At 69.9% G+C, this 15,802-nt stretch carries 17 protein-coding genes, 1 tRNA gene and 1 pseudogene; 11 read left to right on the top strand and 8 right to left on the bottom strand.

What is annotated here, in order from left to right; translation table 11 throughout:
- From ACFWGZ_RS16185 to ACFWGZ_RS16175, 3 genes and pseudogenes are all read right to left on the bottom strand, one after another.
- The coding region (locus tag ACFWGZ_RS16185) for a hypothetical protein (protein ID WP_382452296.1) at positions 1-302 on the bottom strand (302 nt) is incomplete at its 3' end.
- Entirely contained in the window at positions 299-853 is a 555-nt protein-coding gene (locus ACFWGZ_RS16180; protein ID WP_382452295.1) for an SMI1/KNR4 family protein, read from the bottom strand. The genes ACFWGZ_RS16180 and ACFWGZ_RS16185, both read right to left, overlap by 4 nt.
- Before the next feature lie 133 nt (positions 854-986).
- Positions 987-1,385, bottom strand: a pseudogene (locus ACFWGZ_RS16175) (GNAT family N-acetyltransferase); the annotation flags it as partial.
- Positions 1,386-1,452: 67 nt separating this feature from the next.
- Here ACFWGZ_RS16175 and ACFWGZ_RS16170 point away from each other — a divergent pair.
- Complete coding sequence (locus ACFWGZ_RS16170; RefSeq protein WP_382452294.1) at positions 1,453-2,226, top strand: DinB family protein; 774 nt, start codon at positions 1,453-1,455, stop codon at positions 2,224-2,226.
- A 16-nt stretch (positions 2,227-2,242) separates the two neighbouring features.
- On the opposite strand, the gene ACFWGZ_RS16165 is transcribed toward ACFWGZ_RS16170, so the two are convergent.
- Entirely contained in the window at positions 2,243-3,085 is an 843-nt protein-coding gene (locus tag ACFWGZ_RS16165) for a metallophosphoesterase (protein WP_382452293.1), read from the bottom strand.
- 105 nt (positions 3,086-3,190) lie between these two features.
- The gene (locus ACFWGZ_RS16160; protein ID WP_382452292.1) at positions 3,191-3,637 is read right to left on the bottom strand and encodes a GNAT family N-acetyltransferase; all 447 of its coding nucleotides are present in this window, start codon (positions 3,635-3,637) and stop codon (positions 3,191-3,193) included.
- 182 nt (positions 3,638-3,819) lie between these two features.
- Between ACFWGZ_RS16160 and ACFWGZ_RS16155 the strand changes: the two genes are divergently transcribed.
- Positions 3,820-4,359 (top strand): hypothetical protein, encoded by a 540-nt coding sequence (locus ACFWGZ_RS16155; RefSeq protein ID WP_382452291.1) that lies wholly within the window; start codon positions 3,820-3,822, stop codon positions 4,357-4,359.
- A gap of 418 nt (positions 4,360-4,777) precedes the next feature.
- Here ACFWGZ_RS16155 and ACFWGZ_RS16150 read toward each other — a convergent pair whose 3' ends face one another.
- The 3 genes from ACFWGZ_RS16150 to ACFWGZ_RS16140 all read right to left on the bottom strand — a co-directional run bounded on the left by ACFWGZ_RS16150 (position 4,778) and on the right by ACFWGZ_RS16140 (position 7,026).
- Complete coding sequence (locus ACFWGZ_RS16150; protein WP_382452290.1) at positions 4,778-5,854, bottom strand: tyrosine-type recombinase/integrase; 1,077 nt, start codon at positions 5,852-5,854, stop codon at positions 4,778-4,780.
- A 165-nt stretch (positions 5,855-6,019) separates the two neighbouring features.
- Entirely contained in the window at positions 6,020-6,679 is a 660-nt protein-coding gene (locus ACFWGZ_RS16145; RefSeq protein WP_382452289.1) for a hypothetical protein, read from the bottom strand.
- A gap of 149 nt (positions 6,680-6,828) precedes the next feature.
- Positions 6,829-7,026, bottom strand: a complete 198-nt coding sequence (locus ACFWGZ_RS16140) for a hypothetical protein (protein WP_382452288.1) — start codon at positions 7,024-7,026, stop codon at positions 6,829-6,831.
- Between the two features lie 191 nt (positions 7,027-7,217).
- Here ACFWGZ_RS16140 and ACFWGZ_RS16135 point away from each other — a divergent pair, with 191 nt between their 5' ends.
- The 9 genes from ACFWGZ_RS16135 (at position 7,218) to ACFWGZ_RS16095 (ending at position 15,798) form a co-directional block, all read left to right on the top strand.
- Positions 7,218-8,105 carry a carbon-nitrogen hydrolase family protein gene (locus ACFWGZ_RS16135; protein WP_382452287.1) on the top strand — a complete coding sequence of 296 codons (888 nt, stop codon included), beginning with the start codon at positions 7,218-7,220 and terminating at the stop codon, positions 8,103-8,105.
- A gap of 153 nt (positions 8,106-8,258) precedes the next feature.
- Positions 8,259-8,555, top strand: a complete 297-nt coding sequence (locus ACFWGZ_RS16130) for a hypothetical protein (RefSeq protein ID WP_382452286.1) — start codon at positions 8,259-8,261, stop codon at positions 8,553-8,555.
- Positions 8,552-9,190, top strand: coding sequence for a hypothetical protein (locus ACFWGZ_RS16125; RefSeq protein ID WP_382452285.1), 639 nt, complete (start codon positions 8,552-8,554; stop codon positions 9,188-9,190). The genes ACFWGZ_RS16130 and ACFWGZ_RS16125 overlap by 4 nt, the downstream gene beginning before the upstream one ends.
- A gap of 165 nt (positions 9,191-9,355) precedes the next feature.
- A complete protein-coding gene (locus tag ACFWGZ_RS16120) occupies positions 9,356-9,802 on the top strand; it encodes a hypothetical protein (protein WP_382452284.1) in 447 nt (148 codons plus the stop codon).
- Between the two features lie 131 nt (positions 9,803-9,933).
- Positions 9,934-10,004: transfer RNA gene (locus ACFWGZ_RS16115), tRNA-Pro, on the top strand.
- A 22-nt stretch (positions 10,005-10,026) separates the two neighbouring features.
- Positions 10,027-12,339 carry a hypothetical protein gene (locus ACFWGZ_RS16110; protein ID WP_382452283.1) on the top strand — a complete coding sequence of 771 codons (2,313 nt, stop codon included), beginning with the start codon at positions 10,027-10,029 and terminating at the stop codon, positions 12,337-12,339.
- Positions 12,333-13,772 carry a hypothetical protein gene (locus ACFWGZ_RS16105; protein ID WP_382452282.1) on the top strand — a complete coding sequence of 480 codons (1,440 nt, stop codon included), beginning with the start codon at positions 12,333-12,335 and terminating at the stop codon, positions 13,770-13,772. Before ACFWGZ_RS16110 ends, ACFWGZ_RS16105 begins: the two co-directional genes overlap by 7 nt.
- Positions 13,773-13,921: 149 nt before the next feature.
- Entirely contained in the window at positions 13,922-14,191 is a 270-nt protein-coding gene (gene tatA / locus ACFWGZ_RS16100) for a Sec-independent protein translocase subunit TatA (protein WP_382452281.1), read from the top strand.
- Positions 14,192-14,283: 92 nt separating this feature from the next.
- The gene (locus ACFWGZ_RS16095; RefSeq protein ID WP_382452280.1) at positions 14,284-15,798 is read left to right on the top strand and encodes an LCP family protein; all 1,515 of its coding nucleotides are present in this window, start codon (positions 14,284-14,286) and stop codon (positions 15,796-15,798) included.
- Positions 15,799-15,802: the final 4 nt, after the last annotated feature.

The raw sequence follows: 15,802 nt of genomic DNA, 5'->3' as shown, positions 1-15,802 counted from the left end.
GGGCCTGACCGCTGCTGGTCAGGCCCCGTTCCCACACCCCGATCCCGGCCGGGCGTGCGGACCTCGACCAGCGAGCACCAGTCGTACCTCGGCTCCTCGGCGAGCTGCCACAGCTCCAGGCCCTCGGCGAAGGACGCGCACTGCTGTCCCGAGTGGACGCCGAACCTCAGCCTTGCGAGCCCGCCGGCGCGGTGGTGGTCGAGTCGTCCACGGTCCCGCTCACTTCTCGCCGCGTTCGTCCGCGCCGCCCTGACCGCACTGCGCCCGAGCATCACCGGCCGTCGGGTGACCCGGTTGCTCACAGGTCGAGGAGGACCAGCGTGCTCTCCTCGAGACGGGCCCGGCCGCTTTCGACGAGGTCGGCGGCGAGGGCGAGGAACGCGGTGAGCGACGGCGCCACGGGATCGTCCAGGTCGGGCACGTTGGGACGGCACACGACCTGCCCGAGCGTGCCGCGCTCGCCGGGATCGAGGTCGAGGAGGTAGCAGTCGCCCTGGAACGCGAGGAAAGGCAGCCAGCGCGGCGACCACACGGTCCACCGGTAGAAGGCGGGCTGCTCGACGGGCGTGGCCATGTAGCCGACCACCTCCGTGAGCATGCCGTGCATCTCGATGATCTCGTCGACGGTCAGGAAGTGGTGGTAGTTGAGCGGGCCGTACAACTGGCTGGGATCGTCCTGCCCGCCCGACGTGCGCAGCAGCGCACACAGCTCGTCGGGAAGGACGAGCCCGGTGGCGGCGGCGAGCCGTTCGAGGTCGTCGTCGGACGCGCCGGCCCGAAACGGCGCGGTGTCCGGCAACCGCTGCTCGATGGCGGCCCGCAACCGCGTGAACTCCCGGCTGGTCTGGTTCATGCTGGCAAGTCTGTCGCACGTCCAGAAAGGACGATGCCGACCGGCCGCTCAAGGCCCCTTCCAGCGACAGCACGTAACGATGCCCGGGGCGGTCCGCCAGGAGGACCTCCTCGCCGGTCGGGACGAACCCGGCGCGGCCGAGCACCGCCCGGGAACCAGCGTTGCCGTCCGCCGCGTCCGCCCACAGCCCGTGGTCCCGCGCCGCCATCGCGCACACCTGGCCCACAGCCGCAGTGGCCAGCCCCCGGCCCGCAACCTTCTCCGCGACCCGGAACCCCAGCTCGGCGGAACCCTCGGCCACGTCGACCAGGTTCACCCGGCCCAGCACCTCGCCGCCCTCGCCGATCACCACGTGAAAGTGGCACACGCCGGTCTCCTGCTCCGCGAGCAGACCGTGAAACCGTTGCTGGAACTCGGTGAAGTAGTCGTCGCCCCGGTCGGGCACCGATGCCGCGAAGTAGGCGCGGTTCTGCTGCTCGAACGCGAGCACGGCTGCGGCGTGGTCCAGCCGAAGGCGTTCGATCGTGGGCATCGGGGCACGGTACACGCCACCGTGGCCGAACCTGGTGCGGGCGTGGTGACTGAGCGAGACTGCTCCGATGGTTTCCGAATACGTCCAGAGCGACCAGTTCCGCGGCGCTCGCATCCACCTGAGCAACCTCGATGGTCTCGAGATCCGCGACTGCGAGGTGACCGGTCTGAAGATCGTCGACTGCTACGGCAGCGACGTCTACCTCGGTGGCTTCTTCGAGCGACTCGTCGTCAACGACGTCGACGTGACCGCCTACGTCGAGGCCGAGCTCGACCGCCGGCACCCCGCCCGCGTGCTGGCGCGGGAAGCGGCTTCCCCCGAGGACTACCGGGCTGCGTGGGACGCCATCGAGACCCTGTGGGACGCGACGCTAGAGCGGGCGAGGCAGTTGCCCGAGGCCGCACTGCACGAGCAGGTCGGCGGCGAGTGGTCGTTCGTGGAGACGCAACGGCATCTGCTGTTCGCCTGCGATGCCTGGCTCGGCAACGCCGTGCTAGAAGAGGAAGCGCCCTACCACCCGTGGGGCTTGCCCGCCGGAGGGACGCCGCCGGAGGAGGCGGCGAAGCTCGGCCTCACTCTCGAAGCCGCCCCGACGATCGAGGAGGTGCTGGCGCCGCGGCTCGCCCGCATGGCCGCGATGCGGCGTGCCGTGGACGGACTCACCGCGGCCGAGCTCGACCGGGTGTGCGGCCGCAAGCCGGCGGACATGTATCCCGAGCAGGAGTACGTCGTGCGCCGCTGTCTCAAGGTTGTGCTGAAGGAAGAAGCCGAGCACCACCGGTACGCGGTGCGCGACCTGGCGGTGCTCGAGACCGTGGGAAGTGGCCTGCGCGCCCGCTGATCGGGGTGGAAAAAGGCTAGGGAACGGTGGGTGCGGCGCTGAGCAGTTCGGCGTCTTGGAGGACCAAGGGTTCCCACTGCGCGGCGCCGGTGCGGCCGTGGCAGGGATCGACACCGACGAACACTCGTCCATTGACGCGGACCCGCACGTGGCGCGCACGCCAGTCGACTTCGGACCGCTGGCGGATTCGGCCCGTACACCGCCAGCGTTGTTCGGTGAAGTCCACCAGCGCCGAGTGTCCGTGGATCTGGCCGAACGGCACCATGCCGTGATAGGCCATCCACGGTTCGTGCAGCGCGGCGCCAGACTCTGCCCACAGCGGACCGGCTTGCTCGTCGCGGGTGTGGTCACCGGTCTTCCAGATCAGCTCCGGCCGCTCGTCGAGCAACTCCGCGGCCAGCGTCGCCGAACCGGGCTCACCCAACGCCCGCCAACTGGTCAGGGTCAGTCCGGCATGCGTGAGCAGCGATTCCTCGCCGTCGGGCATGCGTATGGCCGCGGCGACCCGCATGTGGCCGCTGGCCCACCATTCCCGCAGCCGATGCACATCGGTACTGATGATCGGGTCGGGCCAGAACCCGGAGCCGCCTGGCAGGTACTGCGCTTCGTGGTTGCCGGTCAGCTGAATCCACTGCCGGGGTTGCTGCGCCAGCAGCTGCGCCACGATGTCCAGCACTCCGCTGCTGTCCGGGCCGCGATCGACGAGATCCCCGACCTGGACCACGATCAGGTCGGCAGGCAGCCCTTCGCCATTGACGCCCAGTCGATCCAGTGCCCACCGCAGCTGCTCCGCGTGCCCGCCCACGTCTCCGATGATGGCCAGCCTGCCCACAGTCGCCCCCGAGTCGTCGGCTCTCATCGACTTTAGCGAGCCGCAAGCGATCACGGAGGAACACCGGGGGCCTCACCGATGACGCGCCACCGCAGCGCGTCGGCTTTCCGGTGCGCTGGCCCCGGTGGTGCGCTAATCGGCGGCGCGGGTGTAGAGCAGGTACTCGCCATCCACCCCGGTCTGTGCGTACCCGGCCGCCGGGTAGAGGAAGCGGGCCGGGTTGCGTTCGTGCACACCGAGGTTGAGCGCGGTGTGCCCGGCCGCGCGGGCGTCGTCGGCGAAGCGCTCCAGCAGCCGGTGGCCCAGCCCGCGGCGCCGCAGTCTCGGGACGACGTGGAGGGTGATCAGCGTGGCGGCCGCGCCGTCCGGCTGCCACATCGCATACCCGGCCAGGTCGTCACCGGTCTCGGCGACGACCGTGCGGTCGAGGTGGTCCACCCACAACCGCAGGTTCGCGTCCAGCGCGGCGGTCCACGCGTCCAGCGACTCGGGTTCGACGTCCTCCATGTAGCTCCGCTCGCCCTGCAGGATGGCGGGCAGGTCGGTGGGCCGGGCGGGCCGGTATGAGATCGGATCCATGAGAGATGATTCTGCGCCGAGGCGAACGAACGCAGTGCTCACATTCAGCCGCGTCGCGACGAACAGCCATAGGCCCGTACTCGGGGTGGATACCGGCAAGTTGTTGCGAATATCCGGTAACGATCAGCCGCAGCCCTGTATTCGCGTGCGTCCGTTGGCCTGGTCCTGACAGGCTCTGCTCCGTGCTCAACATTCGGATGAACGAGGTGGCGATCGAAGCTCTGGGGCAGGCAGGGCTGGCGTGCGCGGTGCCAGCGACAGAGTTGGCACCAGAACTGCGCAAGTTGGTCGCCGAAGGCATCGTTCGGCACGGCTCGGCTTTGGCCTTCGCCCGGCATGCCGCCCGCGTCCAGGCGCCCCGCTCGGACGCACCGGATCTGACCGCATGGGAGTGCGCCACGAGCAGCTTCCACCTGGACGATGTAGTGCCCGTCGAGGTCGGATCGCTGGAGGACGAGCCTGTGATCAGTGAGGTGGACCAGGTGGTGATGCTGCGCCACGGGTTGGGCTTTGCCTTGGAGGTCGTGCGGCTCGTCCGTGCGCTGCCTGAGCCTGTCGCGGTGCGGTGCATTGTGGGCGTGAACAGTACGAACGGCACATTCAGGTTCCATCGTGCTCGGCGGGGTGAGTCGTGGTTGAGCCCCGACGTGGACGACTTCTCGGGTGACAAGCTGATCGTGGTCGACAGCGGGCCTGCGAGCATTGGTGGGACACCGTGGTGACGGCGGTGCCGGCAAGCAGCAACGGTCGATGAGTCGCTGAACCGTCATGGCTGCCCTCATGTGATGCTGTCCTGAACCGCCGTCATCTCCTTCGAGGGCGGTGCGCTCGTCGTCGGTGAGGGTAAGGCGTTCGAGCATCTGGTCGACGCCGTCTTCGACTTCGAGCAGGGCGCCCGGCGCTGGATTCCTTGGGGAGTTGGAACGGCAGCGAGCGCAGGCAAGGCGATGCGGGCACTTGGCTAAGAAGTCGTAGGTGCAGTACCCGTCGCCGAGGTGGTAGTACTTCCACGGTTTCTCGCCGCCTGTCGCCGCGCCGGACAGGATGGGTTCGCGGTCGGTGAGCACCTGTATGGTGCGGAAGTTACGGGCGGTGCGTTGAGCAGTTGAGTGGCGATGGTGGACCGGGCGCGGTGGCTGGTCAGTGCTCCGCGGGAGTCGGATTCGGGGATGCCGGCCTTGCGGTAAAGCGCGGGTAGCACGGTGTCGTTGCGGTAGGCCCGGCCGATCTTTTCATCGCGGACGCAGAACAGGAATTCGAGGTGCTCGCCGGTCTTGCGGTCGACGATCTTGGGTTGCGGTGGCCGGACGTGCTTCCAGGCGTCGATGAGCTGGCCGACGATCGGGTCGACCGGTTTGGAGAACTGTCGCCAGGTCTTGTTCTGTGGTACGCGCAGTAGACAGATCGGGAAGGTCTCGCCGGTCTTCTCGTCGCGCCCTCGTCCCGGTCGATGCAGTCGATGTCCAGCCGACGGATCTCGTCGATTCGACATCCGGTGAACAGCCACACGCCGACCAACGCGCGGACCATCGCGATCGGGTAGTACAACCGTCGGCTTTCGGCGGCGGCTTTCGCTCGTGGGGAGCCGTATTCGTTGAGTTCCTCACCGTTGAGCGTGGGTCCGGCGGCCATCAGTTTGGCCCAGGAAACCTCGTCGATGATCCGCGGGTCCGGCCCGATCTGAGCGCGCAGTTCCTCGCGACGCAGTGCGCCGTCGTAAGCGAAGGTCACCATCAGCCGGTTGCGCACCGGCTCGTTCTCGCACGTCCGCAAGATGCGGTCCCACGCGCGCTCGTTGGGAATCCACGGCGCCTTCTCCACCCGCCACACCAGACCCTGCTTGGCTCGGCCGCCACGGCGGCTGGACTGTCCACGGCAAACGGGATTGCGTTCCCGAATACCCTCCCCGACAAGGAAGTCGTAGAACGACCGAACTTCCACGATCCGCACCTGAATTGTCGAGTTCGCCAGTCCCACGCCGCCGCTCGGGTTGGGCCGCTGGTGCATCTCGCCGATCCATGCCGCGACGGCATCCGGCCGTGCTTCCTCAGGAGTCACTCCGATCGTCAGGCAAAACGCGAGATGGTCGTCCACCGCACGTCCGTAGGCGTCCACGGTGTTCCAGGCTCGGCCGATGTTCGCAATAAACTGCAGCCATCGGTGAGCGTCAGAGTGCTGTTCTACCAAGGGATAGCGCTCCCAGCGCACTGTGATCATGAACTGGCAATGTAGCCAGCTCAGATTCCACATAAGGCCTCTGGCTGCTTGACGTCACTGTCGCACTCGCCACCTCCGCTCATCGGCAAGAGCGTGCTCGAAGTGACGTGAGCAGCGGCAGAAGAGTGCGTTGACCCGGCGGGCGGTTTGATTGCTGGCGTGGCGCTATGGGAATGGCCGCCACGATAGCGGAGGATCTTGCGCGCGTTGGGCCTCGACGGAGACCCGGGGGTCACCGCTGGAGAACGCACTCCACCAACGTGTCCCGGCCGCGATGAACTCCTCCACGGGGACCGGGGTGCCGTCGAAGCGTTCGACGGCCAACTCCATGAAGTCGACGACACCTTCGATGCAGTGGGACAAGTAGCCGTGGGGTGCGGGAAGACCGCACTCATTGAACCAGTAGAGCGAGTGCGCTGCCGCAGTCAGTTCCTGGTTGTGCTCCAGACTGATCATCGAGGGCCAGTCGTTGGTCAGGCCGGGGTTGTCGAGGAACTCCCAGCCGTACATCGCCCCCGACACAGTGATCGAGGCAAAGAACTTCTCGACCGCATCGAAGTCACCCAGTGGGATCGCGGGCCCGTACCGAGGACTTTCGGCTGCTCGCTCGCGGCGCAGCAGCACTCGGACCGTTGACGTCCCAGACAGGATCAAGGCCCTGCGCGTGTCCGGGTCGACTGGACCGTGCTCGGGCAGCGCAAGCACGTGGAGCAGTATCACGACGCTTCCGTCCGGCCTCAGGCGAAGTCCAGCCACCGTAGCCTCGTTCAGGGCTTCGTTGAGATCTTCCACAACCCACGCGACCATGCCCACGACCTTGATCATTGCCGGTCCACAGCCCCAACGCACCAGGTTTTCATGCAGCCTGTCCAGCACCGGTACTGCCACGACAGGCACGCTCACCGGCAGAGGCGGTTGTTCGGCCGACGAACATTGTCCGCGCCTGTGCACACCGGTGTGGTCGCGTGCGGCCCTCAGGTCGGTATGCGGCGGTAGGCCGTCATGTGGTCCTCTGGAGGATCTTGACGGGTGAGGGTGACGAAGACATCGCCGTGCGATGTGGCCACGATCCAGTTGTCGAACTGGTCGAGGTCGAATTCGCAATACCGCCCGAGCAACCGGCCGAACAGTGCCAAATCGTCATCGGACAGTCGCCCAGCACCGTTCGCCATGCGATCAGCCTAGGACGTCGCCGTGCTCGCGAAGGCCGCCTAGGTCACAGAGCGGCGCTACCGGTCTGGTCGAGTGCCACGGGCAATGGAGTGCCGGGACATCGTTGAGCGGGGCTGGCGTTCAACGGCGCGGCGCGCGTCGCCGGACGGGAACACGAGACCTACCGGTTCGGGCCTGACAAGCTGCTCGAATGAATCAAACGCTGCGTCTGGCGGTCGCGCAGAGCACGGTGCCCGAGGACCCGGCGGATCGGGACGCTCTTCGTGCGAGCGGAGCGGAGATCCGTGCGCTGATGAGGCAGGCGAGTGCCGCGGGTGCCCGGCTCGTGCAGTTCCCGGAGGGTGCGATCACGTATCCCAGCAAGTACGCGGTGTCCAGCGGCGGCGCGGGGGAGTTGGCCGAGGCGGACTGGTCGCGTGTCGCGTGGGACGTCTTGCGGGAGGAGGCCGAGGCCGTCGCGGGCCTCGCCGGTGAGCTCGGCCTCTGGACGGTGTTCGGCTCGATCCACCGGCTGTCCGGGGCCAACCGCCCGCACAACAGCCTGTACGTGGTCTCCGATCGGGGTGAACTGGTCGGGCGCTACGACAAGCGATACCTGTCGCACACCGAGATCAGCTACCTGTACGCGCCGGGAGTGGCGCCGCTGGTGTTCGAGGTCGACGGGTTCCGGTTCGGGTGCGTGCTCTGCATCGAGCTCAACTTCCCCGAACTGCTCGCCGAGTACGAACGTCTGGACGTCGACTGCGTGCTGGCATCGGTGATGGTGGACGATGCACCGCGGTCGGTCGTGGCCCAGGCGTACGGCACGCTCTACAACTACTGGGTCGGCTACTCCGTCCCGGCTCAGTTCAGCGCGACGGCGCCGGCCGGCATCGTCGCGCCTGGCGGGAGTTGGGTCGGACGGGGCACCGGCGATGGACGGCCTGGCCTCGCCGTCGCGGAACTCGATCGCGACGCGCCCGGCATCGAGATCGCTCTCAGGCTGGCACGGCCCTGGCGACGCACCGCGGGAGCAAGTCTCTACGAACCCCATGTCGTGCACGGAGACCCACGAAGCGACACCCGCACCGCATTCTGACGCGTCCTGCGACCAATGAACATTCGCTTGGCATCACGGCGTTATTCGTTCACCACCTGAGCTGAACGGGTGGGACCCCCTCGACTGGGTAACGGCGCAAACCTTCGGGACGACTGCCGGGTGACACTCCGCCCGCCGACCGAGGGATGTCCGATGGAGCTGAAGAAACCGGTGGCCGCGACCGCGAAGGTCGAGGCCACCAAAGCAGATCCGGCCAAGCAGTCGACCGCAGCGCAGACCGAGGAGCGCGAGGAGTTCCGCGCCGCGCTGCCGTCGAAGGAGGAGTTCGCCAAGGCGGTGCTCGCCAACCTGGAGAAGGAGCTCAAGGCCGCGCTCGCCGCTGACCCTGATTTGAAGGGTGTCAGCAAGGACGAGTTGGCGGCGTGGGTCGCCGCCGATGTCGACGAGGCCTTCGCCGCGATGGCCGAGCCCGGTTGGGGCGAGGCATGACCGCCCTCATCCCCGCCGCGAGCCGCCTCGCCGTGCGCCGGACCGTGCTCGACACCGTGTGGCGCACGGCGCGCCGGCACCAGTCGATCGTGCTGATCCGCCAGCAGTTCCCGGTGTTCCCCCAGCACGCGTTCGACGAGTTCCGGGCGTGGGTCGGTGCCAGCAGGCCGATGGTGTTCGCCGGGGGCGTCGGCACCTGGTTGTCGAGCTGGTTCGCGGCCCCGGCCACGCCGGCCCCGGCCACGCCGACGGGTCCTGGAGGCGGACGGCGCCGTGTCAACGCGAAGCATCTGCTGCCGTACGAGGTCAAGCGGTTGCTGGACAACAACGCGGACTACGTGTGCCACCGCACCGACAACGAGGCGGCGGGCACGTGCCGTGAACCGGTGTACGGCGTCACCGAGCAGCACCTCAAGAAGAACCCGACGGCGCCCGACGGCGTGTGGGCGGTCGTTGGTGTGAGGGGATTCCGGGACTACGGCAGGTATCTCGTCATCTACCCCCGCTTCAGCGGCCGCCGCACATGGCGGCGGATGGACCCTCCCGCCGTGCTCTGCGAGGTCGCGCAGCTCGACCCGGACGACGCCGTCGGCTGGTGCACGCAGGAGGACCTCGACGAGGCGCTGACTTTGTGACGTGCCCTCCCGCGGCGACGGTGTGACCGCGGCGAACTCTGATCGTCGCGGTCACTTCCGCGCATCCACCGGAGGTTCGACGGATCACCATGTGCGGCACCGCTCGGGTGTTAGTGTTCTCGGACGGTTCGACCTGCGCCGCAGTATCCCTTGGGGGGATTGACCATGGTGGACATGTGGATGTTGTCCGTTGCCGCCGCGCTCATCGGTTCCGGGGAGGAGCCGGATTCCGCGGCTCTGACCCAGCTGGAGAAGGCGGTCCGCGGGGTGCCCGGCCTGGGCGACGTGCTGGACGCGGCTCGCGCGGCAGACGGGGCCGACGCGATCCGCCTCGCGGGGGAACTGGCGGAGGGCCTCAAGGCCGCCTACGACGGTGGCGGCGCTTTCGCCGCCCTGCTCGACACTCTCTGGCCCCAGGTGCTCTTCGGTCCCGCGGCGACGAACGTGTCCAACGTCCTCAACGGCACCGTCACCGGCACCGTGATCCAGCTGGGTGCCGTCGGCTCGGTCACCCTGCCGGGTCCGCCGAGTCCGTTGAGTCCGCCGAGTCCAGCCCGGCCGCGGTTCTCCTTCTTCGGCTCCGGGCGGCGCGGCCGGAAGGACCGCTCGTGACCAGCGTCGGGTAGCCGCGTCCGGTTCCTCGTGGAGCAGAACGAACTCGAGCAGCTCGGCCTGCGGCCGGAGTGGACGTTGGGCAAAATCAGGGGCGGCCGACGTGCGCGGTGGTTACGATTCGCGCACCTCATGGAGTAGATCAGTGGTAGATCGCCCCGCTGGGACGGGGAGGGCGCGGGTTCGATTCCCGCCTCCATGTCTGCTCAACCGGGGAGTTCGCCGTGTCCGACCAGAATCGCACCGCTTCGCCGGGGTACGCGACCGGCCAGCTCGCGAAGGCGCTGGCCGCGGCGAGCTCCGCGAGCACCGGCGCCGACCGCGAGCGGGCACTGCGGAAGGTGCGGCACTGGGAGGACGTCGTCCGCGGGATGGCCGGCGGCACGCTCTCGGTCGGGTCCCGCACGCCGGTCGCGGACACGCCGGCGTGGGTGACGCTCGAGGTCGCGCACGGCGGCTTCGCGACCGGCCGGTACCTGGCCGAGGTGCCGCTGTCCGAGGCCGAGGCCGCCCGTGTCGCCGCGCTGCCGGACGAGGTTCCGGGCAGCACCGACCGGGAACGGCTCAACCTGTGGTACCTCGGCGACGCCGGTCAGGCCGAGCTGCTGGACGCGGTCCGCACCGGGCGGTTCCGGGTCGAGGTGCCGGAGGACGCGGCGCTGGCCGTGGTGGCGTTGCTGCTGGACAGGGGCTTCCCGGAACAGGCTCTCGACCTGGTCGCCGAGCTGCGGCCGCTGCTGCACAGGCTGCGGTTGACGCCGCGTTTCGACCCGGTCGCCCGGCCGTCGGGCTCCGCCGTGCGGGTCGTTGCGGTGCGGGATGCCGCGGCGTCCCTGCGTGCCGTGCGGGTTCCCGCGCAGATCGCGAAGATGCGCGAAGCGCTGACGGTGTGGGATCCGCTGTACGACCGGCTGGTGGCGTTGTGGTGCCGCACCGTCGACGGTGAGACGCCCCGCCTGGACGACGACGGAGCCGTGCACGGCGGCTGGCCGTGCCGCACGTGGCCCGCGGACTGGGCGGAAGCCAGGGCGCAGTGGCTCACGGACTTCGCCGACACGTGTCGCACCGTCGCACCCTCGGGAAGGCAGACCAACCCGAAGAACAACTTCGCGCGGCTTCGTCGCGCGCTGGAGTCGTGCCCTCACGGCAGTGAGGCGCTCACCGCGCGGGAGGTCGGCTGGATCCGCCGTGCCATCGCGAACACGGTGAGCCGCCGGGGTGCCCCGCAGACGGCACACCGTGGCGCGTGGCACGCCACCCACGTCACGGCGGTCACGGCGCCGACGAACGCCGCGCTGGCGGAGGTGCTCGCGGGCAGGCTCGACCGGTTCCCGGCCGATGGCGGTCTGCCGTCGCTCGACGTCGCGACAGCCGCGGTGTCCGAAGTGGAGACGACCGACGAGATCCCTTGCGGCACCGCGATGCCGGACCGCCTGGTGCACAAGGCGGCGCGAGCGCTCGAGGCGCCGGTGGACGAGTTGGTGGACCTCGGCGTGATCACCTCGGGGGAGACGCTGGCGGTCGTGCTGCCGCAGCTCACCTCGCGGTTGCTCGGCGCGGCGATCGACGACCCGGCCGCGGCGGGGGTGTACGAGCAGACCTACACGGCGTTCCGGCGCCGCCGCGGCCTGCTGCTGCTCACCCTCGAGCACCAGGTGCGGTTCACCGAACTGCCCTGGGTCCAGGCACTGGCGTCCTTCAGCTCACCCCAGGCGGACAACGCCACCGCCGCGCTCCGCTCCCTGCGGCAGATCACGCTGCTGGCGCTCACCGCGTTCCCGCACGCGGTGCTGCCGAACCCGCTGGTGACCGAGATCAGGGCGCTGGCGAAGCAGGCGGAACGGGAGCTGCCGCTCGTGGAGGAAGTGGCCGCGGACATCTTCGCGGGCACGTTCACCACGAAGTGGCGCGACGCCGCCGCGGTCGCGAGCCGCCTGCTGGCCGGCACGCTCTACGCGAACTACTACGACCTGCCCGCGGACTGGTCCGCGCCACCGCGCACGCTCCTGCGCTGGGGCAAGCAGACAGCCGCGGACTTCACGGAGTTGTGCCGGCAGCGCGCGGGCACCACCGGCGGCTCCGTCGCGGCCAACGGCATGGTGCTGGAACAGAGCCAGATCCTGACCACGCACAACCTCGCCGTGCTGGTCGACGCCCTGGACCTGACCGACGAGGTGCGCGAGCGCGCGCCGGAACTGGCCCGGCGCACGCTCGGCTGGATCGTGCGCAGGCAGGCCCAGCGCGCGGACCACCTGCACGCGGCGCTGATCCAGGTGAAGAACACCGCGTACGCGTGGCGCCAGGCCCTGTTCCTGCTCAGCTTCTGCGAACCCGCCGTGCAGGTCTCGCACGCGCGGTGGCTGAGGGACGAGGTGCGCGGCACCCGGCTCGAGCCCGCGGCGGAAGGGCTGCTGCGTGTGCTCGACGGCGAGCGCTTCACCCCGGCCGGGACGGTGGAACGCGGAGGGGGCCGGCGGCTCCTCGGCTGGGCCAGGGGAGCGCACCCGTTCCTGGCCGGGGGCGGCGCCGCGTGCTGACCCTGCCGCAGATCCGCAGCCGGCTGGCCGAGGCCGCCGCTGCGGCACTGCGGGGCGACCGGCCGGTTCTGGACGAGACCGCGTCCTGGCTCGCCTCGGTGACCGCACGCGAGCTGCTGCGGATCGACGACGGCGCTCGTCAGTTCCGCTGTGAAGGACCGGCGCTGGGGCAGGCGCAGGGGTGGACGGACGAGGTCCTGGCGCGTCCGTTCCCCGTCGTCGCGGTGCTGGCCTGCATGCACCCGAACGGGTACCTGCGCGAGCGCGCCGTCCGGGCGTTGGCCGCCTCCCGCGACGCGATCAGCGACCGCGCGCTGGTAGTCCGCGTCACCGACCACGTCGGGGTGATCCGCGAGGCGGCCGTGCGCGAGGTGCTGCGACGGCGGACGCTGGACCACGCCGACCACGTCGTGCCCCTGTTGCACCGCATCGAGCAGCGCGGCCGGGGCTCCGAGGTCATGGCGCAGTACCTGCGCGTCCTGGTCGCCGAGCACGGTGATGCGACCGTGTGGGCCCGCTTGCGCGGCTCCGCCGACCGGGACCTGCGGCGCACGGCCTTCCGGCACAGCTTCGACTCCGGACTGCTCGGGCTGCCGGACGCGGTGGAGCTGCTGCCCGCCGAGAGGGATCACGTGGTCCGCCGGCGGCTCGTCGAGGTCGTCGCCGGCTCGGCGCCCCCGGACGTCATCGCCGGGGTGCTGCTCCGCGACCGGTCCGCCGAGGCCCGCACCGCGGCCCTGGTGAAGCTGACGGCCGCGCAGCTGGACCCGGCCGACGTGGAGCTCCTCCTGCTCGACTCCTCGGTGCTCACCCGCCTGTGGGCTCGTCGCCGCTGGCAGGAGATGGGCCGCGAGCCGGCCGTCGTCTACGCCGCGTCCGCGCGCTCGACCGCCACGCCGGTCGTGCGCGCTCGCGCGTACCTGGGGCTCGCCGAGACCGGTGCCGCCGTCGAACGCCAGGAGGTCGTCGCCCTGGTCCGCAGCGCCGAACTCCCGCTGCGGAAAGCCGGCCTGTCGTTGCTGCGGGGCCGTGCCACCGCCGAGGACGTCCCGTTGTTGCTCGCGCTGGTGGCCGGTGACCACTCGCGCGTGGCCCGGCTGGCGGGGGAGGTCCTCCTCGGCGGCACCGGGTTGTGGACCCCCGCCGACCTGGCCCCGCTGAAGGCGGCCGGGGAACCGGAACTGCGCCGCCGGGCCTGGTGGATCCACCGCCGCCGCGGCGGGTGGGAGGCGGTCATCGCCGATCTCGAACTCCTCGGCGACCCCGACCCGCGGCTGGCCGGCCAGGGACGGCAGCGCGACCTGCCGATGTACTCGCGCCCGACCGACGCGCAGCAGCGGCGCATCACGGCCCTGCTCGCCACCGCCCCCGTCGACCACCACCAACGCCGCTTCATCGCCTTCGCCGCCGGACTTCCCGACCCGGCCCCGTAGCGCTCGACGGGGTTCGGACGGCCCACCGCCGGACCAGCAGGACGGCGGACTGTATGCAGTGGACAGTATGTGACGATCGTCGCGAAGGGCTGATCGGCGGGGGACCCGTGGGTATCGTCGGCCGGGGTTCGACCGGAGGAAGTGGGTGCATGGCAAACCTGGGCGCGACCGAACTGCTGATCATCGGCGTGGTGATCGTGTTGTTGTTCGGCAGCAAGAAGCTGCCGGACATGGCTCGATCGCTGGGCCGTTCGGCCAAGATCCTCAAGGCCGAGTCCTCGGACCTGCGGCAGGACGACGAGGCACGGGTGGAAAAGGCGCCGGCGGACGCTTCGCAAGTTGAGCGGATGCAGCAGCAGATCGACGATCTGCAGCGCCAGCTCGACAACGCCCGGCAGAACCCCAAATCGACGACATGAACCGCGGCGCGCGGCACCGCCGCGACCCCGGGACACGCCGCACGTCCCTCGCCGACCTACCCACCGAACGAACCGATCCGGTCGCGCCACCTGTGCGTCCGCGGCAGGCATCGCGGTCACGGGCGGGCTTCCGCGGCGCCTTCCAGACGGTCGTGGCCCTGCTGTCGGCGGTGGTACTCGTCGGCTGCGGTTACGGCTACGTCACCCTCAGGTCGTTGCAGAACCAGCTGTCCACCACGGACGTGATCAGCGCCGACGCGGGCGGGGACACACCGCGTGACGGCGCGGTGGACATCCTGCTCGTCGGCATGGACAGCCGCACCGACTCGAAGGGCAACCCGCTGCCGCAGCAGGTGCTCGACGAGCTGCAGGCCGGTGGTGGCGACGACGGCGGGTTCAACACGGACACCATGATCCTGCTGCACATGCCCAACGACGGCAGCAAGGCGGTCGCGATCTCGTTCCCGCGCGACTCCTACGTCACCCTCGCCGGGGGCTACGGCAAGCACAAGCTCAACTCGGCCTACGGCGCGGCCAAGAACGACACCGCCGCCGAGCTGCGCCGGCAGGGGAAGACGGACTCGGCCGAGATCGAGACGCGGTCGCGGCAGGCCGGTGCGAAGAACCTCATCGCCACCGTCCAGGACCTGGCCGGCGTGACGATCGACCACTACGCCGAGGTCAACCTCGCGGGCTTCTACGAGATCACCAAGGCCATCGGCGGAGTCGAGGTCTGCCTCACCAACGCGGTCGACGAGCCGAAGTCCGGGGCCCGGTTCAGCGCGGGGGAGCACACCATCGCCGGCAGGGACGCCCTGGCGTTCGTGCGGCAGCGCTACGACCTGCCGCGCGGTGACCTCGACCGCGTCGTCCGCCAGCAGGTGTTCCTCGCGGGCCTGGCCCGCAAGATCCTCTCCGCCGGTGTGCTCACCGACCAGGGCAAGCTGCGCGACCTGATTTCCGCGGTGACGAAGTCGATCGTGCTGGACGCCGACTGGGACGTGCTCGGGTTCGCCGGGCAGATGCAGGGCCTGACCGGCGGGAACATCGAGTTCAAGACCATCCCGACCGGCCGGCTGGACCTGCGGACCCCGGAGGACGGCCTGGCGGTCCAGGTCGACCCCGCCGAGGTGCGCGCGTTCGTCCAGTCGTTGACGGCGGATCCGTCGAAGACGCCGGCGCCATCCACGCCGCCGGCCACCGGTCAGCCGGGTGTGGACGAGGCGGCGTTCACGGTCGACGTGCGCAACGCCTCGGCCAAGCCGGGCGCGGCCGTCGCGGTGCTGAAGACGCTGGTGGCCAAGGGATACGCGGAGGGCACCGCGGCCAACGCCGAAAACGTGCTGGCGAACTCGGTGGTGCTGCACGGCTCCGGTGCCGAAGCGGGCGCGCGGGCGGTGGCGCGGGAGCTGGGCGGGCTGCCGGTCCGGTCGGACGCGGTCGTCCCCGCCGGGTACGTGCGGGTGTTCCTCGGGCAGGACTACGCCGCGATGGCGGCTGATCGGCTCACCGGCGGACCTGGGCTCGTCCTCGACGGTGCCCGGCGCCAGCCCGCCCAGACCCCAGAACCGGTGATCACCGCCGGCGGCGTCAGCTGCGTCAACTGAGGGC

The sequence above is a fragment of the Lentzea sp. NPDC060358 genome (genome assembly GCF_042725365.1).
Taxonomy (GTDB): Bacteria; Actinomycetota; Actinomycetes; order Mycobacteriales; family Pseudonocardiaceae; genus Lentzea.
This window is presented reverse-complemented; position numbering and strand designations above follow the sequence as displayed.

Coding starts and splice junctions, on each gene's coding strand:
- ACFWGZ_RS16180 (WP_382452295.1), bottom strand. CDS start 853: ATGAACCAGACCAGCCGGGAGTTCACGCGGTTGCGGGCCGCCATCGAG.
- ACFWGZ_RS16170 (WP_382452294.1), top strand. CDS start 1,453: ATGGTTTCCGAATACGTCCAGAGCGACCAGTTCCGCGGCGCTCGCATC.
- ACFWGZ_RS16165 (WP_382452293.1), bottom strand. CDS start 3,085: ATGAGAGCCGACGACTCGGGGGCGACTGTGGGCAGGCTGGCCATCATC.
- ACFWGZ_RS16160 (WP_382452292.1), bottom strand. CDS start 3,637: ATGGATCCGATCTCATACCGGCCCGCCCGGCCCACCGACCTGCCCGCC.
- ACFWGZ_RS16150 (WP_382452290.1), bottom strand. CDS start 5,854: ATGATCACAGTGCGCTGGGAGCGCTATCCCTTGGTAGAACAGCACTCT.
- ACFWGZ_RS16145 (WP_382452289.1), bottom strand. CDS start 6,679: ATGATCAAGGTCGTGGGCATGGTCGCGTGGGTTGTGGAAGATCTCAAC.
- ACFWGZ_RS16140 (WP_382452288.1), bottom strand. CDS start 7,026: ATGGCGAACGGTGCTGGGCGACTGTCCGATGACGATTTGGCACTGTTC.
- ACFWGZ_RS16135 (WP_382452287.1), top strand. CDS start 7,218: ATGAATCAAACGCTGCGTCTGGCGGTCGCGCAGAGCACGGTGCCCGAG.
- ACFWGZ_RS16130 (WP_382452286.1), top strand. CDS start 8,259: ATGGAGCTGAAGAAACCGGTGGCCGCGACCGCGAAGGTCGAGGCCACC.
- ACFWGZ_RS16125 (WP_382452285.1), top strand. CDS start 8,552: ATGACCGCCCTCATCCCCGCCGCGAGCCGCCTCGCCGTGCGCCGGACC.
- ACFWGZ_RS16120 (WP_382452284.1), top strand. CDS start 9,356: ATGGTGGACATGTGGATGTTGTCCGTTGCCGCCGCGCTCATCGGTTCC.
- tatA (WP_382452281.1), top strand. CDS start 13,922: ATGGCAAACCTGGGCGCGACCGAACTGCTGATCATCGGCGTGGTGATC.